The organism is Frankia alni ACN14a, assembly GCF_000058485.1.
Lineage (GTDB): Bacteria > Actinomycetota > Actinomycetes > Frankiales > Frankiaceae > Frankia > Frankia alni.
Map to the genome: position 1 here is coordinate 1,248,916 of NC_008278.1, position 23,667 is coordinate 1,272,582.

Annotated in this window: 17 protein-coding genes; 8 read left to right on the forward strand and 9 right to left on the reverse strand. The window is 72.5% G+C overall.

Features of this window, described 5'->3' with window-relative positions; translation table 11 throughout:
- Window positions 1-639: 639 nt before the first annotated feature.
- Window positions 640-1,959 carry a zinc-binding metallopeptidase family protein gene (locus FRAAL_RS05125; protein ID WP_011602379.1) on the forward strand — a complete coding sequence of 440 codons (1,320 nt, stop codon included), beginning with the start codon at window positions 640-642 and terminating at the stop codon, window positions 1,957-1,959.
- Here FRAAL_RS05125 and FRAAL_RS05130 read toward each other — a convergent pair.
- On the reverse strand, window positions 1,898-2,434 hold the full coding sequence (locus FRAAL_RS05130; protein ID WP_011602380.1) for a GNAT family N-acetyltransferase: 537 nt from the start codon (window positions 2,432-2,434) through the stop codon (window positions 1,898-1,900). The genes FRAAL_RS05125 and FRAAL_RS05130 overlap by 62 nt on opposite strands.
- 262 nt (window positions 2,435-2,696) lie before the next feature.
- Between FRAAL_RS05130 and FRAAL_RS05135 the strand changes: the two genes are divergently transcribed.
- Window positions 2,697-3,269, forward strand: a complete 573-nt coding sequence (locus FRAAL_RS05135) for a hypothetical protein (RefSeq protein WP_011602382.1) — start codon at window positions 2,697-2,699, stop codon at window positions 3,267-3,269.
- 84 nt (window positions 3,270-3,353) lie between these two features.
- Here FRAAL_RS05135 and FRAAL_RS05140 read toward each other — a convergent pair whose 3' ends face one another.
- Window positions 3,354-5,456: a toll/interleukin-1 receptor domain-containing protein gene (locus FRAAL_RS05140; RefSeq protein ID WP_041938869.1), complete on the reverse strand. Its 2,103-nt coding sequence runs from the start codon at window positions 5,454-5,456 to the stop codon at window positions 3,354-3,356.
- A gap of 60 nt (window positions 5,457-5,516) precedes the next feature.
- Complete coding sequence (locus FRAAL_RS05145; protein WP_011602384.1) at window positions 5,517-6,215, reverse strand: hypothetical protein; 699 nt, start codon at window positions 6,213-6,215, stop codon at window positions 5,517-5,519.
- Window positions 6,216-7,498: 1,283 nt separating this feature from the next.
- Between FRAAL_RS05145 and FRAAL_RS05155 the strand changes: the two genes are divergently transcribed.
- The 3 genes from FRAAL_RS05155 to FRAAL_RS05165 all read left to right on the forward strand — a co-directional run bounded on the left by FRAAL_RS05155 (window position 7,499) and on the right by FRAAL_RS05165 (window position 10,974).
- Window positions 7,499-7,783: an SCO4848 family membrane protein gene (locus FRAAL_RS05155; protein ID WP_041940180.1), complete on the forward strand. Its 285-nt coding sequence runs from the start codon at window positions 7,499-7,501 to the stop codon at window positions 7,781-7,783.
- A gap of 143 nt (window positions 7,784-7,926) precedes the next feature.
- Window positions 7,927-10,305, forward strand: coding sequence for a RecQ family ATP-dependent DNA helicase (locus FRAAL_RS05160; RefSeq protein WP_231861514.1), 2,379 nt, complete (start codon window positions 7,927-7,929; stop codon window positions 10,303-10,305).
- 339 nt (window positions 10,306-10,644) lie between these two features.
- Window positions 10,645-10,974 (forward strand): hypothetical protein, encoded by a 330-nt coding sequence (locus tag FRAAL_RS05165; protein ID WP_011602389.1) that lies wholly within the window; start codon window positions 10,645-10,647, stop codon window positions 10,972-10,974.
- Window positions 10,975-11,071: 97 nt separating this feature from the next.
- On the opposite strand, the gene FRAAL_RS05170 is transcribed toward FRAAL_RS05165, so the two are convergent.
- From FRAAL_RS05170 to FRAAL_RS05195, 6 genes are all read right to left on the reverse strand, one after another.
- Window positions 11,072-11,833: a succinate dehydrogenase iron-sulfur subunit gene (locus FRAAL_RS05170; RefSeq protein ID WP_011602390.1), complete on the reverse strand. Its 762-nt coding sequence runs from the start codon at window positions 11,831-11,833 to the stop codon at window positions 11,072-11,074.
- On the reverse strand, window positions 11,833-13,587 hold the full coding sequence (gene sdhA, locus FRAAL_RS05175; RefSeq protein WP_041938871.1) for a succinate dehydrogenase flavoprotein subunit: 1,755 nt from the start codon (window positions 13,585-13,587) through the stop codon (window positions 11,833-11,835). Before sdhA ends, FRAAL_RS05170 begins: the two co-directional genes overlap by 1 nt.
- Before the next feature lie 50 nt (window positions 13,588-13,637).
- Window positions 13,638-14,084: a succinate dehydrogenase hydrophobic membrane anchor subunit gene (locus FRAAL_RS05180; protein ID WP_050997012.1), complete on the reverse strand. Its 447-nt coding sequence runs from the start codon at window positions 14,082-14,084 to the stop codon at window positions 13,638-13,640.
- Window positions 14,084-14,479, reverse strand: a complete 396-nt coding sequence (sdhC, locus tag FRAAL_RS05185) for a succinate dehydrogenase, cytochrome b556 subunit (RefSeq protein WP_041938872.1) — start codon at window positions 14,477-14,479, stop codon at window positions 14,084-14,086. Before sdhC ends, FRAAL_RS05180 begins: the two co-directional genes overlap by 1 nt.
- Before the next feature lie 200 nt (window positions 14,480-14,679).
- A complete protein-coding gene (locus FRAAL_RS05190; RefSeq protein WP_011602394.1) occupies window positions 14,680-16,704 on the reverse strand; it encodes a serine/threonine-protein kinase in 2,025 nt (674 codons plus the stop codon).
- 93 nt (window positions 16,705-16,797) lie between these two features.
- Window positions 16,798-20,292 (reverse strand): serine/threonine-protein kinase, encoded by a 3,495-nt coding sequence (locus FRAAL_RS05195; RefSeq protein WP_011602395.1) that lies wholly within the window; start codon window positions 20,290-20,292, stop codon window positions 16,798-16,800.
- A gap of 236 nt (window positions 20,293-20,528) precedes the next feature.
- Here FRAAL_RS05195 and FRAAL_RS05200 point away from each other — a divergent pair, with 236 nt between their 5' ends.
- The 3 genes from FRAAL_RS05200 (at window position 20,529) to FRAAL_RS05210 (ending at window position 23,633) form a co-directional block, all read left to right on the forward strand.
- A complete protein-coding gene (locus FRAAL_RS05200; protein ID WP_256788324.1) occupies window positions 20,529-21,080 on the forward strand; it encodes a cytidine deaminase in 552 nt (183 codons plus the stop codon).
- A complete protein-coding gene (locus FRAAL_RS05205; RefSeq protein ID WP_011602397.1) occupies window positions 21,077-22,420 on the forward strand; it encodes a thymidine phosphorylase in 1,344 nt (447 codons plus the stop codon). Before FRAAL_RS05200 ends, FRAAL_RS05205 begins: the two co-directional genes overlap by 4 nt.
- A gap of 109 nt (window positions 22,421-22,529) precedes the next feature.
- Window positions 22,530-23,633 carry an adenosine deaminase gene (locus tag FRAAL_RS05210; protein WP_011602398.1) on the forward strand — a complete coding sequence of 368 codons (1,104 nt, stop codon included), beginning with the start codon at window positions 22,530-22,532 and terminating at the stop codon, window positions 23,631-23,633.
- Window positions 23,634-23,667 lie beyond the last annotated feature (34 nt).

Genomic DNA, 23,667 nt, shown 5'->3' on the forward strand with positions numbered 1-23,667 from the left:
GCACTGCCCGATCAGATCCGCCGACCGAGGGCGACACGGATCCAGAGGTCGGCACCGGCGCGCGGATGCGCCGGTCAGGCCGCGGCGGGACAGGTGAACGTCACCCCGGGCCGGAGAAGCAGCGGTCGACCATGCGGCACCCCGCGTGGGGACCGGGGCCGACCCTCGACCGACTTCCGAGCAGTGCCCCGGGAGTCGTCAACCCCGGGTTCGTGGACGCGGGCCGGAGGCGCATCGCGCTCCGGCCGGAGCTCAACGCCGGCTGGCGTCCACTAGCAGGAAGCGGCCGTTACTGGAGCACCCGCCAGGACTCACAGCGGCCACCTCCTCGCGTTGGTCCTCCGTGGAGGATTCTTCGGGGGCGTGTCAAGGATAACTGCCCCATCCGTGACCGGACCTACCGGGGTATCCGTGACGTCCGTCGCGAAGGCGTCACCTGTGGCGCGTGGTCGGTAGGGTCCCCGGGGCGCCTCATCCTCTTCGGGTCGCCGCGCAGTCACTCGCAGTGGGATTGCGCATGATGGGGTCGTTCGGGGTGGGGCGGGGTATGCCGTGGCCGATTGGCGCCGGTACACCGCGGATCTGGGGTTTCGTCCCGTTGCCGTCCGCGGATCGGCGCCGTGAGATGAGGGGAACACGGTGAAGGTCAACGGATGCGCTCGGTGCGGGCAGCTCGTCTTCTTCGAGAACACCGCCTGCCTGCGGTGCGGGGCACCGCTCGGCTTCGAGCCGGAGCGTGGCCGGGTCCTCACCCTGGTACCCGACTCGCCGCCGACGCCGGGCACCGCGGACCCTGCCGATGTCCTCGAACCCGCGACGGAGTTCTTCGAGCTGCCGCCGGTCGCGGAGGTGGGGGCGGGGCTCGACGACGGGCCGGCGACGGAGGGGCCGGCGGTCCACCAGCCGGGCGCGGTCTCGCAGCCGGACGCCGGCGCCGGGACGGATCCGATCGCCCGGGATCTTCTCGAGGCCGTTCCGGCGTCGCGCCGACGCCGCTACCGACGCTGCGCCAACGCCCGGCTGGCCGGCTGCAACTGGCTGATCCCCGTGCCGGCCGGTGGGCTGTGCGTCTGCTGCCGGCTCACGCGGACGCGGCCGGCGGACACCGATCCGGTGGGCAAGGAGCAGTTCGAACGGGCGGAGGCGGCCAAGCGCCGGCTCGTGGCCCAACTGCTCGAACTCGGCCTGCCCGTCGTCTCCCACCTCGACGACCCGGCGACCGGGCTCGCGTTCGACCTGCTGAGCAGCACCAGGCAGAAGGTGATGACCGGGCACAGCGACGGCGTCATCACCCTGGACCTGGCCGAATCCGACGACGCCCACCGCGAGACGGTCCGCACCCAGCTCGGGGAGCCCTACCGCACGCTGCTCGGGCACTTCCGGCACGAGACCGGCCACTACTACTGGTCCTCGCTGGTCGACGCCGATCCCGAGCGTGCCGCGCGGTTCCGAGAGCTGTTCGGCGACGCTGGCCTCGACTACTCCGCCGCCCTCGACCGGCACTACGCCGACGGTCCCCCGCCGAACTGGCGCGACACCCATGTCAGCGCCTACGCCACGATGCACCCGTGGGAGGACTGGGCCGAAACCTTCGCCCACTACCTGCACATCCGCGACACGCTGCGAACCGCCGCCGAGTTCGGTCTGCGGGTGGCCGGCCCGGACCTCGACGCGTTCGGGGTCGCGCCACGCAGCCTCGCCGCCGAGCCCGCCGACCTGCCGCCGCTCGATGTGGACGGGCTCGACCGGAGCTCGGGGGAGCTCGCCGAGATCGTCGCTCAATGGCTGCCGCTGACCTACGCCCTCAACGCGATCAACCGCAGCATGGGGCGCGACGACCTCTATCCGTTCGTCCTGACGCCCGCGGTCCAGGCGAAGCTCTCCTTCGTCCACGACGTCATCGCCGCCGCCCGGCGCGCGGAGGGTGCAGCGAGCGCAGCATCGGGACGAACGTCTTGACCGCCGGATCGTCCGTGATCGGCCGCGCACCGCCGAGGACGACGAAGCCGTGACGAAGGTACAGCCGTCGCGCCGGTGAGTTGGTGGGCGCGACCCACAGCTTCACCGCCTCGGCGCCGGCGCGGGTGGCCCAGGTCACCGCGGTCGCCAGCAGGACGTCTGCGGCGCCGGTGCGCCGGGCCGGGGGCGCGACCCACATGGCGCCCAGCTCGCGTAACCAGGGCCGGTCGGTCGGGGTGAATCCCTGGACCATGCCGACCGCCTCCCCGGCCTGTTCCACGACCGCCACCAGCTCTGCGGGGGAGTCGGCCCCGGCGCCGGCACGCCGCGCCCATTCGGCCGCCGGCTGGGTCCGCGCCGCCTCGAGGGTCTGCCAGAAGGCGGCGGGGGAGTCGGCGAGCGCGGCCAGCCGCAGCCGGCGCAGCAGCGGCCCCTCGTCCGGCCGGATATGACGACCATGGCTACCGTCCGTCACGGTATTCGACTCCTCTGTCGTGGCGGTGTCCCGGGTATCGGGTCTCGTCTCGCCTGGGATGCCGTGGGCACGACCGGCGCCGGTCGATGTCCCCACGTCCCGCGGTCGGCGCGTCCGTCGGCGTGATTGTTGCGCGGGGAAAGAGCCGTGTTGGGCGTAATCGGCACGACCTTTAGCGCAAACGGCTCCCAGGCGCCCCCGCGAGCGCGGATACTGATCAAAGCGGCGGGACGGCGGAGGAGTTCGCTGGAGATGATCCATCGTGGGTAGGCCCGTCACACTCATCGTGCGTCAGGACGGCCCCTCGTGGTCGGCCTGGTCCCCGCAGTACCCGGGGCTCGCCATGGTGCAGCCGGCCGCGGCGGACCTGCGGGCCGTGCTGCCCGAGGTCCTCGCCTGGTACTTCGGCGAGGACGCGGCGATCGAGCCCCAGGTCCACTGCGAGCGTGAGCTGCACGGCGTCATCGTCCGGCTGGCGCAGGACACCCAGCTCTACGAGCGCGAGCGGGTTGCCGAGCGGCTCGGTGCCGCCCTCGGCGTCGCGAGCCAGCGGGCGCAGCTGCGCTCAGGCCCCGTGAGCGGCGCGGGCGAGGTCACCTTCGTCTGCGCCCTCCAGTCCGATCGGATCAGCTGGCTTACCGCCCAGATGGAGGACGACAACGACGCCGTGGTCGCCCTTCTGCCGGTCGCGGAGACGATGCTGTGGGCCATCCGGTTCGGCCCGGCGGGCGACGACTCCGCCGCGGCGGTCCAGCCCGCGGCCTACCCGCCCGACACCACGCTGGGCGAGGTCATCCGCACCTTCGCCGGCCCCCGCCAGCAGCTACGCACCTGAGCCCGCTCGAACACCAATCCCTCCGGCCGGGCCCGTCGGCGAGCCGCTCGCCAGGCGGGCGCACGCGGCGTCAGGCCTGCGGCGTCAGGCCTGCGGCGCCGGCGCTGACGGGGCTGGGCTCGACAGGTTCGCGAACTCGGCCAGGTAACGGGCACGATTGGTCGGATCCAGCTGCGCGGCCTGGTCGAACGACTTCTGCGCACCCGCGCGGTCACCGCTGATGTACTGGACGTGGCCGAGCAGGGACAGCAGTTGGGCGCTGCGCGTCGAGCCGTCCGCGAGGGCGACGGCGTTGCGGTAGGCGTCGACGGCCCGCCGGTAGGCCGCCGGATCGGCGACCCCCCGCGGCGGAAGCTCGACGAGCGCGAGGCCCACCCACGCCTCCGACTGCACGGTCCGGCCGGCGGGATCCCCCGTCCCCTCATCGATGGCGAGGCGGAAATGGCGCCGGGCCGCGTCCCAGTCCGCGCTCACGGCCGCCTGACTCAGGCACGCATAGACCCGCCCGAGGCCAAGGTCGATCTTGCTTCTCGTGAGCCTTTCATATGGAGGGGCCACCTCGCCGGCCGCCAGGAGGTAGACGTCGATTGACTGGCGCAGATCGGTGACTTTCACCGTGTCGGTCGTGCACTGTCCGCGGGACAGGTGAAAGCGGGCCTCGGCGGCGCCGGTGTGGGCGCGGCCGAATCGCGGATTGATGCCGGTCGCCTTGCCGAACCAGCCGATCGCCTCGTCGTACCGACCCTTCTTGTCGGCGGCGTTGCCCAGAAACAGATAGAGGATCTCCTTGCCGTCGGCGTCCTGCCAGCCGGGCATGCCCGCGGCTTTCCGCAGATCGGCGGCGGCCTCGTCATAGTGGCCCAGCGCGTAGTGCCCGACACCGAGGACGAAACAGGCCAGCGCGCCGGCACGGGCGGCAAGAACTGTGCGTATTTCGCGCTGGAAGACCGGATTGTCGGCCAGCCCGGCGGGAGCCGCAACGGGCGTGCCGAACTGGTAGTAGCCGGCCAGTTCCTCGGCTCCGGGGACGAGGCTCCGGTCGATGAAGAACTCCGGGGTGAACACGACGCGATCGGCGCCGGCCGCCCGCAGGACGCCCCGCACCACGATGTTCGCGTTGCTCCTGTGGACTATCTGATCCGCCCAACCGGCCTGGTCGCCGCGGCCGGAGGGCGCCCGTCCGATCTTCGACGGTCCCCAGACCTGGACGGCGAGTGACTGCTGGACGGGTTGGAGGCTGCGCACCATCTGGTCCGCGACCAGCGTGGCCGCGTCGGTCGTCGATGCCGACGGATGGCGCTGGCCGGCATCGTCGACCTCGTCGAACGCGGTGACGGCGACCCGGAGATCGCCGACCATCCGGGCGGACGGCACCCCGTCGGAGTTGCCCCTGATCATGAGCAGGCCCGCGACGGCGCCCGCGACGACTATCGCGACGCCGACGGTCACCATGAGCGCCCGCGTAGTCAGCAGGGCAAGGCCGGCCCGCGGCAGCCGCCGTCGTAACCGGGCGGCGTCAGCGCCGGACGAACGACTGGGGGGCGCGCCCACCGATACCGGCGGAGTATCGGTGGGCGATGCCCCGACCTCGGCGGTCGGCGATCCGACTTCGGCGGTCGGCGATCCGACCTCGGCAGCCGACGATCCGACCTCGGTAGCAGACGACCCGACCTCGGACGGCGGCGGGGCGCCCGGGAATGTCGTGGGCTCGATCCCGACGGTAGACCGATCCGTGGGAAAGCCGCGCGTCGCGACTCGCGCGACCGCCTCGACGCCGGCGGCGACGAGAACACGGCGTCGTGCCTCGGTCTCGTCCGCGTCGAACAGGTCGACGTGGGCGATCGTCGCCAGCATGCCGGGCAGCGGACAGGCCTCCACCCGCAGCGGGATCACCGATCGGGACACGAGTGCCCCCGTCCACACCTGCGAACTCCACGGAGTGTCGAAGTAGGCCGCGGAGGAGATCACCATGGTGAGCCGGGCGGCCGCCATCTGGGCGTCCGTCCACAGCACATAGTTGACGCCGGGAGGCAGGTCCCAGGCGAGCACTCGCGCTGACAGGCCCCGTTGCTCCAGGACGGCCGCGACCCAGGTGGCCCACGGGGCGTCGTCGGACACATGAGACACGAAGACGTCCACGTCCTTCGTGTCGCCAGGCTCGACGGGCCGGCGCTGTGTCGGCCCCATCCTCATGTCCCGTCGAGGGTCTTCAGCCGGGGTCAGCCCCACGTCCGTCCCCGTGACCGGTCAGCCAAGGTGGAAAGGCACCATGATGTCGGCGAGCGGCGGCTTCGAGGGGAATCCCCCTGCCGGTCGGGCCAGCAGGTTCCATCCGCCCCGGGGATCATCCTCGTCGGTGACCAGCCGGTACCGCGCGTTTCCCTGGTCGTCCGCCCGTAGGACGACGCTCGTCCGATACTCGCCCTTCGCCTGTGACTCGCCGGCGAAGAAGAAGTCGATCGCCACCTGGTCCCCCGGCCGGAAACCGGCGAGTTCCACCACGGCCTCGTCGCCGGGATGCAGATCGTTGTCGTAGTCACGGATGACCATCAGCGGGCTGGTGGCTCCTGGGAGCAGGGTGAACGCGGTCCGCCAGACCTGGCGGCCGTCGGTCGCCGTGACGGTGTACCGGCCGGCCGGGGTGCCGAGAAAGGGCGTCCAGTACAGCGCGTCCAGCAGCTCGGCATCTGCCGGGGAGTCACAGACCATGCAGATTTCGGTGCTACGTACGACCTCGCCGGAGGCCGCGGTCACCGCGACGGCCAGGCGCGTGCCTGGATCGAATCCGACCGGGCAGACCTGGTATTTCCGCAGGAGGCCCAGGTCCGCGCCGGTGCGGTCCACCCCGTTGACGAGGATGACCGGGCCCGGCCCGCTGTATTCCTGGGCGATTTCCCGGCAGGTGGGAAGATCGCCGCCGATGGCTGCGCCAAGGCTGAGATCCACTCCTGCGGGCGGAAGATCGTGGGCGTTGAGGACGCTGGAGCCAGCGGGGGACGGCGTGGCGGGCTCGGCTCGGCTACGTGCCGGTTCTGCCTGGTCACCGGCAGCCGCCGGCCCTGCGGGCTGGTCAGCGGCCGTCTGGGAGGGGGCACGGGCGGCCGAGGGCATCGGTGTCGCGGTCGGCGAAGGCCCACCCGCTGCCGGACGCGCCTGCACTGCGTCGGGGGACGCCGGTCGGGTCGGGCCAGGCGTCGGCGCACCGTGATGCGCCGAGCTGGCCGGCCGCGGGCTGCCGTGACCCGGTAAGCCGACGTCCTGCCGAGGAACGTGGGGGGACCGGGAGGGGGAGTCGGCCGGCGAGGGAGACGCGGCGAGCGGCGACCAGGCGGAGCCGGCCGAGGGCGAGGCATCGGCCGGTGTGGGGTGCTCCGGACGCGGCGCGACGGTGTCCGCAGGCGGGGAATGGTCCGCCGGTTCCGACGACCCTGACAGTGCGATGGGAGTGGATGCCGCCGGCGCTCCCGCGGGACCGGACGACGACCCCGAACATGCGGCCACCACCAGCGGAAGGATCGCGGTGAGCAGAAGGCAGCGGTAACGCTGCGTAGAAAACCCTCGCGACGTCATGCAGCCCCCGGCACGCACATCATCACTGCTTTACGGCGATACTCGCCGGAGGTGAACTATACCGGCCGCACATCGACCGCGATGCGGGGCGGCGCGCTGGTCCGACGGGCTCGCCCGAGAAGAACGTGGTGGACCGGAAAGAGAAATCGGCAGTGCACCGGGACGCTGGGCGTACCTCCGGAGCGAAATGACCGAAATTTGGCGTCTCGCAAACGCTTGATGAGCCGGCGAGAACGACGACAACTGCTGCGAGGGTCGAACGGTGGGTTACTCGCGAAGGAGCGTCTCGCTGGACGCGTGTGCACGTCACATTCCGGAAGCCACGCCGCCCCGACCGGTGATCGACTAGGACAGGAGTATGAGCGTCCGACTGGCTTTGACAACGGTGAAGTGTCGGCGGTCGACGGTGGCGACCTCATCGACGCCGAGTCGTTCCGCGCAGGCGATCACTGATGCATCCACGGTGCCCAGGGCAGGTTGCGGTCCTGGTTGACCAGGTCCGCGATCCGCAGCCAGTCGGTCGGGTGGACCGATGCAAGACAGCTCGAGCAACGAGCCCGTCGCGACTCCGGCCGCTATCTCACTCTATGTCGATCAACGTGGCTGAAATCGCGCGCCCACAGAGCGGCCACGGGGGCTGTGGGTGCGAGGCTGGTGGGGTGACTCTGTCGAAGCGCGCGTCCTGGTTCTTGATCGCGGTTGGCGTCTGGACGTGGGCGATCTGGCCGAATTTCCTGCGGAACATCTGGAAGGATGATCGTTCCTGGGATGACGGCCCGACCGGATTCTTCACCGTCCACCTGGTTCTGACCGTCGTCTCCCTCGCGGTGGGCAGTGCGGTCGGGTGGCTTGGTATCCGCGCGGTACGCGCCGGTCGTTCGAGCGTCGCCGAAGACGTCGCCCCGTCCAAGCAGCTGATCGGCTCGGACTCTTCTATGACGTAGGTACTTCGGCATCGGCCGGGGATGACTTTCGGCGAGATCATGCCGACCTTCGCTGGCCCACGGCCCACGGCCCATGGCCCATGGCTCAGTGCCTGACCTGGGCCGTTCCGGCTTTGTCGGTGGCATCGGGTAGACACCTGGGCATGGCAGCAGACGAGACGACCTCAGCGCATCCGGGGGCCGACGGGTCCGTGGCGGGGACCAGCTCACAGCCGGCCGGCGTGGCCGTCGTACCCGCGGCGGCGGCCGCGCTGGCGGCTGGCGGCGGGGCGCTGCGGACGCGGGCGGAGGAGCTGCTGCGCGCGTTGGCCGGGCCGGCCGCGGTGCTGCGGGAGGACCAGTGGCAGGCGATCGACGCGTTGGTCACCCACCGGCGTCGGGTGCTGCTGGTGCAGCGCACCGGTTGGGGCAAGTCTGCGGTGTACTTCCTCGCCACCGCCCTGCTGCGCGGCGAGGCCGGACTCGGTCCGGCGGACCTGGGTCGGCGTACCGGGCCGACGGTGATCGTCTCGCCGCTGCTCGCGCTCATCCGTAACCAGGCGGCGGCCGCCTCCCGGCTGGGGATCCGTGCTGGTGAGATCCACTCTGGCAATGTCACCGAGTGGGACGAGGTCTACGCGGCGTTGCGCGCCGGCGACCTCGATGTGCTGCTCGTCGGGCCGGAACGGCTGAACAACCCGACCTTCCGCGACGACTACCTGCCCGAGCTCGCCGCGACCACCGGCCTGCTCGTGGTCGACGAAGCGCACTGCATCTCCGACTGGGGGCACGACTTCCGCCCCGACTACCGCCGCCTGCGGACCCTGATCGCCGGGCTGCGTCCGCAGGTCCCGGTCCTAGCCACCACCGCGACCGCCAACCAGCGGGTGGTCGAGGACGTCAGCGAGCAGCTTGGTGCCGGTGCCGGTGCCGGTGCCGGCGCCGGGGCGGGTGCGGGTGCCGGCGCCGGGGCGGGGTCAGAGTCAGGGGCGACGCCGGGCACGCTGGTACTGCGCGGGTCGCTCGACCGCGAGAGCCTGCGGCTCGCCGTCGTCGACCTGCCCCGGGCCGAGCATCGCTTCGGTTGGCTCGCCGAACGGCTGGGTGAGCTGCCCGGCTCCGGGATCGTCTACACGCTGACCAAGGCGGCGGCGGAGGAGCTGACCGCCTTCCTGCGCGGCGAGGGGTACCCGGTCGCCTGCTACCACGGGGGCACCGAGGCCGCCGAACGCATCGCCGCCGAGGAGGACCTGCTCGCGAACCGGGTGAAGGCGCTCGTCGCCACCAGCGCGCTCGGGATGGGCTTCGACAAGCCGGATCTGGGCTTCGTCGCGCACGTCGGGGCGCCGTCGTCGCCGATCTCCTACTACCAGCAGATCGGCCGGGCCGGCCGGGCCGTCGAGACCGCCGAGGTCGTCCTCCTGCCCGCGGCGGAGGACCGCGCCATCTGGCGCTACTTCACCGACACCTCCTTTCCACCCGAGCACGTGGTCCGCGCGGTCCTCGGGGTGCTCGCCGACGCCGACCGGCCGATGTCCACCCAGGCGCTGCTGGCCGCCGTCGACCTCGGCCCCAGCCGGCTCGACCAGATGCTGAAGGTCCTCGACACCGACGGCGCGGTCCGCCGGGTCAAGGGCGGCTGGACCGCGACCGGAGCGCCATGGCTCTACGACGAGCCCCGCTACCGGCGGGTCGCCGCCGCGCGGGCCGCCGAGCAGCAGGCGATGCTCGACTACATCGCCACCCCCGGTTGCCGGATGGAGTTCCTGCGCCGCCAGCTCGACGATCCCCACGCCGCTCCCTGCGGGCGGTGCGACCGGTGCACCGGTCGCACGTGGCCGTCAGCCGTGTCGACGGCGGCCAGCACGCGGGCCCGTGAGGAGCTGATGCGCCCGGGGGTCGTCATCGAGCCGCGCCGGATGTGGCCGACCGGCATGACCCGGCTGGGCATCAGCCTGTCCGGCCGCATCCCGCCGACGGCCGGCGCCGAGCCCGGACGCGTGGTGGCGCGGCTCGGCGACATCGGCTGGGGCAACCGCCTGCGGCCGATGTTCGCCGCCGACCCGGCGACCGGCCCCGACCGGGGCCCCGCCGGGGGACCCGGGCTCGGCAGCGGGGGCGACGGCCCGTTGCCGGCGGACCTGGTGGAGGCGGTCGTGGGCACGCTCGCCCACTGGGACTGGGCACGTCGGCCGGCCGCGGTGGTCGCGATCGCCTCGCGCGCCCGGCCCCGGCTGGTGGCCAGCCTCGCCGAACGCATCGCCGCGATCGGCCGGCTGCCGCTGCTGGGCCAGCTCGACCGGGTCGGCGGCGGCCCGCACGCGGGCCAGGTCCACAACAGCGCCCATCGGCTCGCCGGCCTGTGGGAGGCGTTCGCCGTCCCGCCGGACCTGCAGGGCGCGCTCAGCTCGATCGATGGCCCGATCCTGCTCGTCGACGACCGGATCGTCACCGGCTGGACGATGACGGTGGCCGCCCGCCTGCTGCGCAGGGCCGGCGCGCCCGCGGTGCTGCCGTTCGCACTCGCCGTCGACACCACCTGACCACGCCGCCGCCCGCGCCGACGGCCAAGGCTGCGGCACGCTGGTTGGACGCGGCGGACGGCTCCGCGCGAGAGGTAATCGGGGCGGGCAGCGGCATGAATAAATGTTCAACTCATGGACGTTTCGGCAGCCGGCTTGGCACGCTGTGCGCACACCGAACATCACCCCGGTAAATGGTGTGACATCGAGGTGAAATCGGCCGGCTGACCATGGACAACCCCGGTATTCGTCCTAGCCTTGTCTCGCGGGGGTTTCGGGGCCGACCGATCGACGGGCGGACGAGACGGAGAGCGGGCACTGATCAAGATGTGGGATGGCGACCGTTGCACCGCGACGGTGATGGGGGGCGGGCGGGGATACGTCGCTCACCGGTGTGGCAAGCGAGCGGTCGGGAAGGACCCGGACGGCCTGTGCCGAACCCATCGCCTGGAGCGAGAGGGTGCGCAGGACACCGACGTCGGCGAGCGGAACTGGCTGCGGGACAAGGATAACGAGCGGCGGCTGAATGAGCTCGCCCGCCATCTCGACGACTTCTACAGCCTGCGCGTTCGGCTGGAGTACGCCGACTCCTCGCCGACCCGCCCGCCGACCGGGCGACTCCTGGTCGACGCCGACGATCTGCTCCGGGTGCTGCGCGCCCAGGACCTGATGCCACGTCGCGCCATCTGATCCGTACCTGGCCGATTCCGGCAGAGGACGGGAAACACGAGGACTCCCGGGAATCGGGACGAGGATCGCGGGTTTCCCGCGCGCCGGTTTCGGTCGATCAGAAGCGGCGGAACAGCAGGGCCCGCTTGACCTCCTGGATCGCCTTGGTGACCTGGATACCCCGCGGGCAGGCATTCGTGCAGTTGAAGGTGGTCCGGCAGCGCCAGACGCCCTCACGCTCGTTGAGGATCTCCAGCCGCTCGTCGGCGCCGGCGTCGCGGCTGTCGAAGATGAAGCGGTGGGCGGCGACGATCGCCTGCGGCCCGAAGTAGTCCCCGTCGTTCCAGAAGACCGGGCAGGACGTCGTGCAGGCCGCGCACATGATGCACTTGGTGGTGTCGTCGAAGCGGGCCCGGTCCTCGGGGGACTGCAGCCGTTCCCGGGTCGGCTCGTGGTCATCCGTGATCAGATAGGGCTTCACCGCCCGGAACGCGTCGAAGAACGGTTCCATGTCGACGATCAGGTCCTTCTCGACCGGAAGGCCTTTGATCGGTTCGATGCTGATCTCGGGCCCGAGATCCTTCACGAGCACCTTGCAGGCGAGCCGGTTGACACCGTTCACCCGCATCGCGTCCGAGCCGCACACGCCGTGGGCGCAGGAACGCCGGAAGGCCAGGGAGCCGTCGAGGTTCCACTTCACCCACATGATCGCGTCGAGCAGGCGGTCGCTGGGATCGAACGGCACCTGGTAGCTCTCCCAGCGTGCCTCGTCGGCGAACTCGGGGTCGAACCGGCGGATCTTGAGCGTGACGGTCACGGGCGCCGGGCCGGTTGCGGCCGGACCCGGGGCCGCGGTGGGCCGGGAGTCGACGACGGTCATCAGTACTTGCGCTCCATCGGCTCGTAGCGGGTGACGACGACCGGCTTGTAGTCCAGCCGGATGTCCGCCTCCGGCGAGGCGGCGGCGAGCGGTCCCGACCGGTAGGCCATCGTGTGGCGCATGAAGTTGACGTCGTCCCGGCTCGGGTAGTCCTCCCGCGAGTGGCCGCCGCGGGACTCGTTGCGCGCCAGCGCCCCCACCACCAGAACCTCGGCGAGGTCGAGCAGAAAGCCGAGCTCGACCGCCTCCAGGAGTTCGGTGTTGTACCGGCGTCCCCGGTCGGACACGCCCACCTGCTGGTAGCGGACCTTCAGCGCGGCGATGTCGCTGAGCGCCTGCTTGAGCGTCGCCTCGGTGCGGTAGACCGAGGCGTTGACGTCCATCGACTGCTGCAGCTCGGCGCGGATCACGGCCGTGTTCTCGGTGCCGGCACCCGCGCGCAGCCGGCGGAGCATGTCGTCCACGAACGACGCCGGATCTGCCGGCAGGTCGACGTGGTGCGGGGTGGCGTTCGCGTACTCGGCGGCGGCGATGCCCGCCCGCCGGCCGAACACGTTGATGTCGAGCAGAGAGTTGGTCCCCAGGCGGTTCGCGCCGTGCACGGACACGCAGGCCACCTCGCCGGCGGCGTACAGGCCGGGGACGACGGTGTCGTTGTCCGCGAGGACCTGCGCGTCGATGGTCGTCGGGATGCCGCCCATCGCGTAGTGTGCCGTCGGCTGGATCGGGATCGGGTCGTCGTAGGGCTCGATGCCGAGGTAGGTGCGGGCGAACTCGGTGATGTCCGGCAGCTTCGCGTCGAGCTGCTCCGGCGGCAGATGGGTCAGGTCGAGGTACACGTGGTCGGCGTCGGGGCCGCAGCCCCGGCCGGCGCGGATCTCGGTGTAGATGGCCCGGGCCACCATGTCGCGGGGGGCGAGGTCCTTGATGGTCGGCGCGTAACGCTCCATGAACCGCTCGCCGTCGCGGTTGCGCAGGATCCCGCCCTCGCCGCGGGCGCCCTCGGTGAGCAGGATGCCCATCTTCCAGATTCCCGTCGGGTGGAACTGGAAGAATTCCATGTCCTCCAGCGGAATGCCGCGGCGAAACGCCAGGCCCATGCCGTCGCCGGTCAACGTGTGCGCATTCGACGTGACCTTGAACACCTTGCCGAACCCGCCGGTGGCGAAGACCACGGACTTGGCCTGGAAGACGTGGATCTCGCCGGTCTTCAGCTCGTAGGCGACCACGCCGGCCGCCGCGCCATCCTGCAGCAGCAGGTCGAGGACGTAGAACTCGTTGTAGAACTCGATGTCGTGCCGGACGCACTGCTGGTACAGAGTCTGGAGGATCATGTGGCCGGTGCGGTCGGCCGCGTAGCAGGATCGGCGGACCGGCGCCTTGCCGTGATCGCGGGTGTGGCCGCCGAAACGCCGCTGGTCGATCCGACCCTCCGGGGTGCGGTTGAACGGCAGCCCCATCTTCTCCAGGTCGAGGACGGCGTCGATGGCCTCCTTCGCCATGATCTCGGCGGCGTCCTGGTCGACCAGGTAGTCACCGCCCTTGATCGTGTCGAAGGTGTGCCACTCCCAGTTGTCCTCCTCGACGTTGGCCAGCGCGGCGCACATGCCGCCCTGGGCCGCGCCGGTGTGCGAACGCGTCGGGTAGAGCTTGGTGAGCACGGCGGTCCGGCAGCGCTGCCCCGCCTCGAGGGCGGCGCGCATCCCGGCCCCGCCCGCGCCGACGATGACCACGTCGTACCTGTGGAGCTGCACGCCTACCTCCTCACTGGATCGGGGTCGCACCTGCTGGATCGGGGTCGCACTCACAGAGTGGGGTCGAAGGTGAAGATGACCAGCGTGCCGAGGGTGACGACCAGAAACGCCGAGGTGTAGAGCAGCATCTTCAGCCAGAACCGGGTCTGTGCCCGTTCCGCGTAGTCGTTGATCACGGTGCGCAGCCCGTTGGTGCCGTGCAGCTCGGCCAGCAGCAGCATCACCAGGTCCCACGTGCGCCAGAACGGCGATGCCCAGCGGCCCGCGACGAAACCGAAGTTCACCCGCTGCACGCCGCCGTCGAGCACGTTCATGATGAACAGGTGGCCGAGCACCAGGAAGAACAGCAGCAGGCCGCTGATCCGCATGAACACCCAGGCGTAGAGCTCGAAGTTGCTGCGGGCCTTCGCGGCGCCCGGCTTCGTCCGCCGCCGCGGCGAGCGCGGGGCGGCCAGCTCCGGCGCGCCCCGGTCCGCCGGCACCGCCGTCGTCGCCATCAGGTCGCGCTCCCGAACAGCGTCTCGACGGTGTGCAGCAGCATCCGGTAGGCCGCGGGAACGAGCAGCACCACGAACAGCACGAGTTCGATGTACAGCATCTGCTTCTGGTACTTCGGTCCGGACTCCCAGAAGTCGATCAGGATGATCCGGATGCCGTTGAGCGCGTGGAACAGCACCGCGGCGACCAGGCCGACCTCGAGCAGGTTCACGATCGGGCTCTTGTAGACCTCGATCACCTCGTTGTACGACGAGGGCGAGACCCGGACGAGCGCCGTGTCGAGCACGTGCGCGAACAGGAAGAAGAAGACCAGGACGCCCGTGATCCGGTGGGCGACCCAGGACCACATCCCCTCGCGACCGCGGTACAGCGTGCCCGCTGGTGCCTTCGGCAATGAAAGCTCCTCCGGATCGGCCCAGCCGCTCGGCCAGAAAGGGTCACATCCGCGGCGCCCGCGGCGCCACGGGGCGGCGATGCGTCGCCGGGGCGGCCACCGCGCGCCTGCGGCAGATGCTAGTGCCGGGCCTGGTCAGCGGCGGGTCCGGGCCCGGCGCCGGCGGGTGAACTATGCCACAGCGGGCCCGCCCGCCGCCGTCACTGCGCGGCCGGCGGCGGGCCGGTCGACGGCGGTGGCGCAGGCGCGGTGGCCGGCGTTGTCCGGATGGTCGGAGTCGGCGCGGGGGTGGTCGGTGCCGGCTTGGTCGGCGGTGGCGCCGTCGTCGGGAGCGGCTGCGTCGGCGACGCCGGCGGCGTTTCGACCGCGGTGCTGGCCTGCGCGGTCGGCGTGGCCTCCAGGATCGGGGAGGTCGTCGACGGCGCGCGGTGGGTGCGGCGCGGCGTCGACGGGGTCACGACCGCCGGGGCGGAGGTGTCGGGCTGCGAGGTCGTCGCGAGCGGGGAGGAGGGTACGGCGGAGACGGTCGGGGCGGTCGTCTTCGGCGCCGTCACGTCGTTCGGCTTGGCCGGCGAGCCACCCCCGGCCAGACCCACGGTCAGGGCGATCGCCGCGCCGGCCAGGATGGCGACCGCGGCAGCCGCGATCGCGATGGTCCGCCGTCGACGCTCCCCGGCACCGCCGGACCCCCGACTGTGGCCGTGGCCGTTGCCGTGGGGACCACGCTGATGTGCGGCCTCGGAGCGTCGGCGGGCCTCGTCGAGCGGGACGAGCCCGGCGGCGTGATCGTCGTCGAACATCCCGAGGCTGGCCGTCGACGCCACGACGGGGACCACGCCGATGCGGGTCTCGTCATCGTCTCCACCGTGCGTCGGTCCTGTCGCCTGGGCGGGCGGCCCGATCCTCGTCTGCGCATCGTGATCGACCTGGGGCCGGGTCCGGTTCGGCGCGGTGGATCGGAGCGGTTCGTACCGGGGCGGCCGGGGACCGCCACCGGTGGCGGGCGAGATGGCGGTCTCGTCCAGCGCCCCGAGCACCGGATCCGCAGTGATCTCCGAGTCGGCGGACTCGGCTGGCCCGTCGGGCGAGACGGGGCCGCCGGGGGGCGGTACCAGACCACCCGTGGCGCGCGGGCCGGTGCCGCCGTGCTGGCCGGACGCCGCGGCACCCGTCATCGGCCCGCTCCACGCCGAAGGGCCGGTCCGGCCGGCGCTGCGACCCGCCGCCGATCCGCCGCCGCCGCCGTCGGTCGATGCCGACGGAGCCGCCGGTTCGTCGAGGTTCTCCAGACCGACGTCGGCGGCGCTCGCACCCGCGTCGTCGTCCTCGGAGCGCGGCCGGGCGTGCATGACGGAGGCCGGCACCGGGTTGGCGTTGCGGGCCACGGGAATCAGCCGCCGGCGGATCTCCGTGACGTCCGGGCGTTCCTCCGCCGGCCGGTCCATCAGATCGCTGAGCAGGTTGCGCAGGGGCCCCGCCAGCCGGAAGGCGCGGCGGCGGCCCTCGACCACGGCGGTCAGCACCGCGTAGGTCTCCGGGCCCTCGAACGGTGGCTGGCCCTCGACCGCCGAGTACAGGGTCGCGCCGAGGCCCCACAGGTCGCTCGCCGGGCTGCCCGAGGAGCCTCGGACCCGCTCGGGGGCGATGTAGGCAGGGGAGCCGACGAGTGCGCCGGTCCCCGTCAGGGTCACATCACCTTCGGTCGCGGCGATACCGAAGTCGGTGAGCCGAACCCGGCCGTCCCGGCCGAGCAGGACGTTGCCGGGCTTGACGTCGCGGTGCAGCACGCCGGCGGAGTGCGCCGCGGCGAGCGCGTCGGTCAGCGCCAGCCCGATCGCCGCGACCTGGTCGAAGGGCAGTGGGCCGTGGCTTCGAATCACGTCGCCGAGGCTGTCCGCGTCGACGAGTTCCATGATGATCCAGTGTCGCTGGTGCTCCTCGACCACGTCGTACACCGAGACGATGGCGGGGCTGTGCAGGCGGGCCAGCGCGCGGGCCTCCCGCAGCACCCGGGCCCGGATCGCGTCGCGCTCGTTCTGCGCCCCGGCCATCGGGACGAGAATCTCCTTGATGGCCACCGGGCGCTGGAGTAGTTCGTCCTCACCGCGCCAAACGACACCCGCTCCACCACGCCCGATGGGCGTGTCGAGACGGTAGCGCTGAGCTACGTAACGAGGCGTGCCGTGCCGAGAGGTGTCCGGGGGCACGCTTGCCGATTTGGCCATCGTGTCAAGTCTGACAGACGGATGGATCCGCGCGCCCGACGGCTGGCGTGTTTCCGGCCGCCGCGCGAGTCGGAAACCCGACGAATGCCGACATCACGGACCGGGCCGGAAGGTGCTGAAGAGCTGGTGCATCAATGCTTGATCCTGCAACCACAGATCCTCCCGGGTATGCCAGTAGAGGGCATATCCGTGGCCGTTGCGAATCGCGCCCCGGTTGAGCACATGCACCATGACCCCGTCCGACCTGCGGTACCCGAACTCCCAGTCGGCCTGCTCGGTGCCATCCCCACCGTCGCTGGGAGCCAGCCGTACGCGCCGATAGTCCTGCACACTCCGAACGAAACCGGCCTCGTTGTGTTGCCAGTCACCGATCGCGGAGGTGTTTGCCCGACTGACGCTACCGACCCGCAGGAACGCCCTGGTAGCCGGGTCCACGAAATCGACGTTTCCGGGGCCGCCGGGGCCCTGCTGGCGCTGCCAGGTCGACGGGTAGGCCACCGACCAGCCGGCATCGGGATCGACGTAGGAGACCCAGCCCGCAGGCGCGGTGACCGGGCTGGTGTCCCTGGCCACGGGATCGGCGGCTCCGGTCGGGGGATCGGCCGGACGGATGCTGGCCGCGCCGCTGACCGCCGCGGTCCCCCCGACTCCGGGCGTCCTGGCGGTGGCGCCGGAGCCTGGGCCGGTCGTTCCCGCGGGTGCGCCGGCTCCGTCGCGCCCGGCGGAGACACCGGCGGTCCCGGAGCTCCCCCCGCCGCTGATCAGGATCAGGACCGCGATGATGATCGCCGCGGCCAGCACGGCGAGCGCCGACACCGCGACGAGGCGGCGGCGCGGGTCGGCCTCGCGGTCCGCAGGCAGGCTGTCGTCCATCGGTCCTGCCGGCGTGGACGGCCTGCCGCTCGGACCGCCCGCCCGGCCCGCCGCGGTGCCGCCGGGAGGAGTCGGTGCCCCGGCAGCGGCCGGTCTGATCTGTTGTGGGACGCCACCGGCAGCCGAGCGGATCTCGCCCCCCTCCGCGGCGCCGGCCGGCTCCATCGGCATGACCGCAGCGGCGGGCCGAGCGGTCGTCGGGGTCGACTCGGCGGCGGGCCGAGTGGCCGTCGCGGGGAGCCCGGAATCGGTCGCCAGGGCGGCGGGTCCGGCGGCGGCCGCGGTGCGTGGTCGGGTCCACGGCTGGCCGAGCCGTCCGCGCCGCGCTGCAGCGGCGGGCGCGGCCGTCGCAGCCCGTCCCGCGCCGGCGTTCCCCGCAGCCGCGTCGCCGGACGCCGTCGCAGCTGCCAGGCCGGGGCCCGGGGTGGTCGGGAGCGGACCGTCGCTCGTGCCGGGTGCACCACTCGCGCGGCGTGCACCACCGGTTGCGGCCGTAGAGTCCCAGGACTCACCCTGCCGAGCCGCTACCCCGGCGCCGGACCCACCGCCAGCCCCGGCGCCGGACCCACCGCCGGTCCCGGCATCGGACCCGGTGCCGCGACCCACCAATCGCGCCCGCGCGGGAATCCCGCCGAGTGCCCGCATCCGGTCCATCGAACGCATGCGCTCGAGCGGGCTGGTGAGGCGAGTGCGCATCGGCTGCGCGCGCGGGGGCGCGGGGGGCGCGGCCGCCACAGGCCCAGCCGTCGGTTCCACCGACTGCGCAGGTTCCACCGACTGCGCAGGGGCCGCCGACTTCGCAGGGGCCGCCGCCGGTGGAGGGGCCGCGGGTGGCGGATTCTCGGCCGGACCCCGCGCCGGTGCCTGTCCGGCGGAGCCGGCCGGCGGTGCAACGGCTGCGCCCACTCGGTCCTCGTCGAGCTCAGGCCGGCTCGCCGGGGCCTCGGCCGGTTCGGCCCCGGCCGGTCCGGTCCCGTCGGCGTCGGTCTGTCCCCTGTCGGTCCATTGCGTGTCGGTCCGCTGCGTGTCGGTCCGCTGTGTGCGGGTCAAGGCCGCGCCGGTCGGGGTTGTCGCAGTCTCGGCTGTCCGGACCTCGGCGATGTTGGTGGCGACGGGATTCAGCCCGTGGGTCTCACGTGCACCGCTCTCACTCGCGACGGTCTCGTCTGTGTAGGCCTCGGCCGCAACGGTCTCCGTAGCTGTGCCGGGCGGGGCGGGGGCGCCGCCCGCAGACGCGGAGAGCGGCACGGCGGCCGATTCGATGTTTCCCGTTGGGGAGACCGTCGGTAGGCCGATCATCGGCGCCGGGGGCGCCCATGCCGTGACCGCCGGTTCGGAATACCCGGGGCCGGCGGCGCCCGCCGAGGAGCTCGCGGTCGAGGCGGGCGCGACGGATTCCGCGACGTCGGGGTGTTTCGTGGCCAGCGTCTCGCCACTGTCGTCCCGACGGCTTTCGACCGCGCCGCGTTGTTCGGCTGCACGGCTTTCATCGTCAGTGCTGTGCTCTTTGGTTGCCTTCGATCGCTGCCGAGGGTGAGCGGTGTCCCTGCCGTCAGGGTGGGGCGTGTCGTCGCCGGGAGCCTCGTCGAGCATCGGCCGCGGGCCGTGGCCGGTGGCATCGCCGCCCGGCTCGTCCAGGGCTGCTGCATCGTCTCCGCCGTGGGAGCGACCCGCGCCACCGGGATCGGCCTGGCGGTGCGGATCGTCCGTGCCCTGCGCAACGGTCCCCTCGGGGAGCTCGTCGACCGCCTCGACGGGATCGGGGCGGTCGGCCGCGTCGGGCGGCCCGGTGGAGATGCTGCGGGCAGACGGGCGCGGCCGGGTGGGGCGCGTCGGTCGGCCCGTCCGGGACGAGCGCCGCTCGCCGCCACGCTCCAGGATCTCACGCAGCCGCTTGCGCACGATGGACAGCGGGGGCCGGCTCAGCTCGTGCGGCGCCATCAGATCGTCGATCACCGGTGCCAGTGGGCCGGCGAGGCGGAAGGGCTGGCGCCGCCCCTGCATGAGTGCGGCGAGCACCGAGATCGGGTCGCTGCCGGCGAAGGGCGGGCAGCCCTCGACCGTGGTGAACAGCGTGGCGCCCAGCCCCCACCGGTCACCGGTGGCGCTGCCCGCGTCCCCGCGAGCTCGCTCGGGCGGCAGGTAGGCCGGCGAGCCGAGCACCATCCCGGTGCTGGTGAGCCGGGGATCACCGTGGCTGACCGCGATGCCGAAGTCCGTCAGCCGGGCCCGACCGTCGGGGGTGACCAGCACGTTGCTCGGCTTGACATCCCGGTGGACGATCCCGAGCCGGTGCGCCGCCTCCAGGGCGTAGGCGAGACTGATGCCGACGCGGCAGGTCTCGTCGACCGGCCGAGGGCCGAGATCCGCGATGATCCGCGACAGCGACTGCCCCTCGACGTACTCCATGACGATCCACGGCAGATCGCCGTCGTCGATGACGTCGAGCACGGCGACGGCTCCGGGATGGTGCAACCGCCCGGCGGCGCGCGCCTCGCGCAGGACCCGCTCCCGAGCCCGGTCGCGCTCCAGACCACTTTCGGTGATCGGCAGCCGCACCTCCTTGACGGCCACCACCCGCTGGAGCAGCTCGTCAGTGGCCCGGTGCACGACGCCGAAGCCGCCATGCCCGAGGACGCCGTCGAGCCGGTAGCGCCCTCCGACGAGGGCCACCGCCCCGGCCGGACCCGGGTTGTCCGGGGACTCGCCTGCCATCCCTTCGTCCCTTCCCGATCGCCAGTGAGGCTCGCGTCAATGGGATCACATCGTGGCCGGCCCGCGGAGGTCGGGCATGCTGGCGTCAGCGCCCGATCGGACCACGGACTCCGACGAGAACACGAGGTGGCAAGGCCGCGGGGTGTCGCGAGGCCGCGGAGTGTCGCGACGCCGCGGAGTGTCGCGAAGCCATGAAGTACGGCGGGACCAGGGGGTGCAGGAACATGGGGTGGAGTGTGGACGACAGAGACTGGGAACGGCTGCGGAACGCCGCTGTCCGTGTCGCGCAGAGTGCCTACGCGCCGTATTCGGGCCTCCGGGTCGGCGCGGCGGCGCTGGTCGTCGACCGTCCGGATGCCGAGGGCCGCACCACCGGGGACGAGCCGTGGATGGTCGTCGGCTGCAACGTCGAGAACGCCTCGTACGGCCTCGCGCTGTGCGCCGAGTGCGGCCTCGTCTCGGCGCTGCACGCCCGGGGAGGCGGCCGCCTGGTGGCGTTCGCGTGCGTCGACGCGGACGGACGGCCGCTGGCGCCCTGCGGCCGGTGCCGGCAGCTCCTCTACGAGCACGGCGGCCCCGACCTGCTCGTCGCGACCGCTGACGGCGTGCGGCGGTTGGCGGAGCTGCTGCCCGGCGCGTTCGGTCCGCTCGACCTGCCGGTCCCGCCGCGGCGGGCGGATCTTGCGGCGGTGGCGGCCGGCGATCCGCCCGTTCCGCCCGGCCCTCCCGTTCCGCCCGGCCCATCCCCCACCGGTGCTACCCCGTCCGGCGGATCGGGGGCGTCGTGAGCGCCGACTTCGACGTCGTCGATCTCATCCGCGCCAAGCGGGATGGCCGCTCGCTACCGCTGGCGGCCGTCGACTGGCTGGTCGACGCCTACACCCACGGCCGGGTCGCCGACGAGCAGATGTCGGCCTACCTGATGGCGGTGGTGTGGCGGGGAATGTCCCCGCCCGAGCTCGACCGCTGGACCGCGGCAATGATCGCCAGCGGCGAGCGGCTGGACCTGGCCGGAGTCGGCCGTCCGACCGTGGACAAGCACTCGACCGGCGGGGTCGGCGACAAGGTCTCGCTGGTGCTGGTGCCGCTGGTCGCCGCGTGCGGCGTCGCCGTCCCGCAGCTGTCGGGGCGGGGCCTCGGGCACACCGGCGGGACGCTGGACAAGATGGAGTCGATCCCGGGTTGGCGCGCCGACCTGCCGGTCGAACGGATGCGCCGTCAGCTTGCCGAGGTGGGCGCGGTGATCTGTGCCGCCGGGGCCGGACTGGCTCCCGCCGATCGCCGGCTCTACGCGCTGCGGGACGTCACCGGGACGGTCGAGTCGATCCCGCTCATCGCCTCGTCGATCATGAGCAAGAAGATCGCCGAGGGAACGTCCGCGCTGGTCCTCGACGTGAAGGTCGGCTCGGGGGCGTTCATGACCTCGCTGGACGACGCCCGGGAGCTGGCGCGGACCATGGTCGGGCTCGGCGCGGCCGCCGGTGTCCGGACCGAGGCGGTGCTGACCCGCATGGACCACCCGCTGGGGCGGACCGCCGGCAACGCGCTGGAGGTGGCCGAGGCGGTCGACACGCTGCGTGGCGGCGGGCCCAGGGACCTGGTCGAGGTCACCGTCGCCCTGGCTCGGGTGATGATCCAGCTGGCGGGCGCGGGGCGGGCGGTCGGCGCCGGCGGGGCGCCGGCGGCTCCGGACGCGGGCGGGCCGCGGGCGGTTCGTGATCCGGCCGAGGTGCTGGCGGCCGGGGACGCCTACCCGGTGTGGCGGGAGATGGTCGCGGCGCAGGGCGGCGATCCCGACGCGGTCCTGCCACGGGCGACCCACATCGAGACCGTGCCCGCCCCGGCGTCCGGCTACCTGGCGCATCTCGACGCCCGGGCGGTCGGCATCGCGGCCTGGCGGCTGGGCGCGGGGCGGGCTCGCAAGGAGGACGCGGTGTCCGCGACGGCGGGTGTGCGCTGGCGGGCGGGCATCGGCGACCGGGTCACGGCGGGGGAGCCGCTGCTGGAAATGCACACCGACGATCCGACGACCCTCGGCCGCGCGCTGGCCGCGCTCGCCGGCGCGGTGACGGTCACCCCGCAGCCGCCGCCGCCCACCCCGCTCGTCGGAGACCACATCCGCGCCTGATCTGCTCCTGAGCGCGTCCGCGGGGGAGGGAGACGGCCCGGCCGCCCTCGCGGCGTCGCGGTTCTGTCGGACCCGTGGCCTACGGTCTGCGCAGGAGACGGAGGAGCCGATGACGAACGACGCACCGCCCGGTCCGATCACGGTCGACGAGATCCGCCGGGTGCCGAAGGTCCTGCTGCACGACCATCTCGACGGCGGGCTGCGGCCGGCCACGGTGGTCGAGCTCGCCGACGAGACCGGTTACCGGGACCTGCCGTCCACGGACGCGAAGGCCCTGAGCACCTGGTTCCGCGGCGGGGCGCACAGCGGCTCGCTGGTGCGCTACCTGGAGACCTTCCGCCACACCGTCGGCGTGATGCAGACCCAGGAGGCGATCCGGCGGGTGGCGCGCGAGTGCGCCGAGGACCTCGCGGCCGACGGCGTGGTCTATGCCGAGGTGCGGTTCGCGCCCGAGCTGCACGTCGAGCGCGGCCTGTCGCTGGACGCGGTCGTCGAGGCCGTCCTCGACGGCTTCCGTGCTGGCTCGGCCGGCACGCCGCTGCGCATCCGCGCGCTGCTCACGGCCATGCGTCACCAGGCCCGCTCGCTGGAGATCGCGGAGCTGGCGGTGCGCTGGCGCGACGCCGGAGTGGTCGGTTTCGACATCGCCGGCGCCGAGGCGGGCAACCCGCCGACCCGGCACCTCGACGCCTTCCAGTACATCCAGCGGGCGAACGGGCACTACACCATCCATGCGGGAGAGGCGTTCGGGCTGCCGTCGATCTGGGAGGCGGTCCAGTGGTGCAACGCCGACCGGCTCGGCCACGGGGTGCGCATCGTCGACGACATCACGGTCGATCCGGACGGCAAGGCGACCCTCGGAGACCTCGCCAACTACGTGCGCGACGTCCGGGTGCCGCTGGAGATGTGCCCCACCTCGAACGTGCACACGGGTGCCGCGCCGAGCATCGAGCGCCATCCCATCGCCCTGCTGCGCCGGCTGCACTTCCGGGTCACCGTGAACACGGACAACCGGCTCATGAGCGACGTGTCGCTGTCGAGCGAGTTCGCGACGCTCGTCGACGTCCACGGCTACGACTGGTCGGACATCCGCTGGCTCAGCCTGAACGCGATGAAGTCGGCCTTCCTGCCCTTCGACGAGCGTCTCGACCTGATCAACGATGTCATCAAGCCGGGCTACGCGCCCTACGTCCGTGAGGAGCTCGCCCGATGAGCACGAGCGTGGCAGGAACCGAGCCCCTCGGCGC

Excerpts from the sequence above, each read along its gene's own strand:
- FRAAL_RS05180 (WP_050997012.1), bottom strand. The coding sequence starts at position 14,084 with ATGGCGACGACGGCGGTGCCGGCGGACCGGGGCGCGCCGGAGCTGGCC.
- FRAAL_RS05140 (WP_041938869.1), bottom strand. The coding sequence starts at position 5,456 with ATGGGGCCGACACAGCGCCGGCCCGTCGAGCCTGGCGACACGAAGGAC.
- FRAAL_RS05160 (WP_231861514.1), top strand. The coding sequence starts at position 7,927 with ATGGCAGCAGACGAGACGACCTCAGCGCATCCGGGGGCCGACGGGTCC.
- FRAAL_RS05210 (WP_011602398.1), top strand. The coding sequence starts at position 22,530 with ATGACGAACGACGCACCGCCCGGTCCGATCACGGTCGACGAGATCCGC.
- FRAAL_RS05195 (WP_011602395.1), bottom strand. The coding sequence starts at position 20,292 with ATGGCAGGCGAGTCCCCGGACAACCCGGGTCCGGCCGGGGCGGTGGCC.
- FRAAL_RS05190 (WP_011602394.1), bottom strand. The coding sequence starts at position 16,704 with ATGGCCAAATCGGCAAGCGTGCCCCCGGACACCTCTCGGCACGGCACG.
- FRAAL_RS05165 (WP_011602389.1), top strand. The coding sequence starts at position 10,645 with ATGGGGGGCGGGCGGGGATACGTCGCTCACCGGTGTGGCAAGCGAGCG.
- FRAAL_RS05170 (WP_011602390.1), bottom strand. The coding sequence starts at position 11,833 with ATGACCGTCGTCGACTCCCGGCCCACCGCGGCCCCGGGTCCGGCCGCA.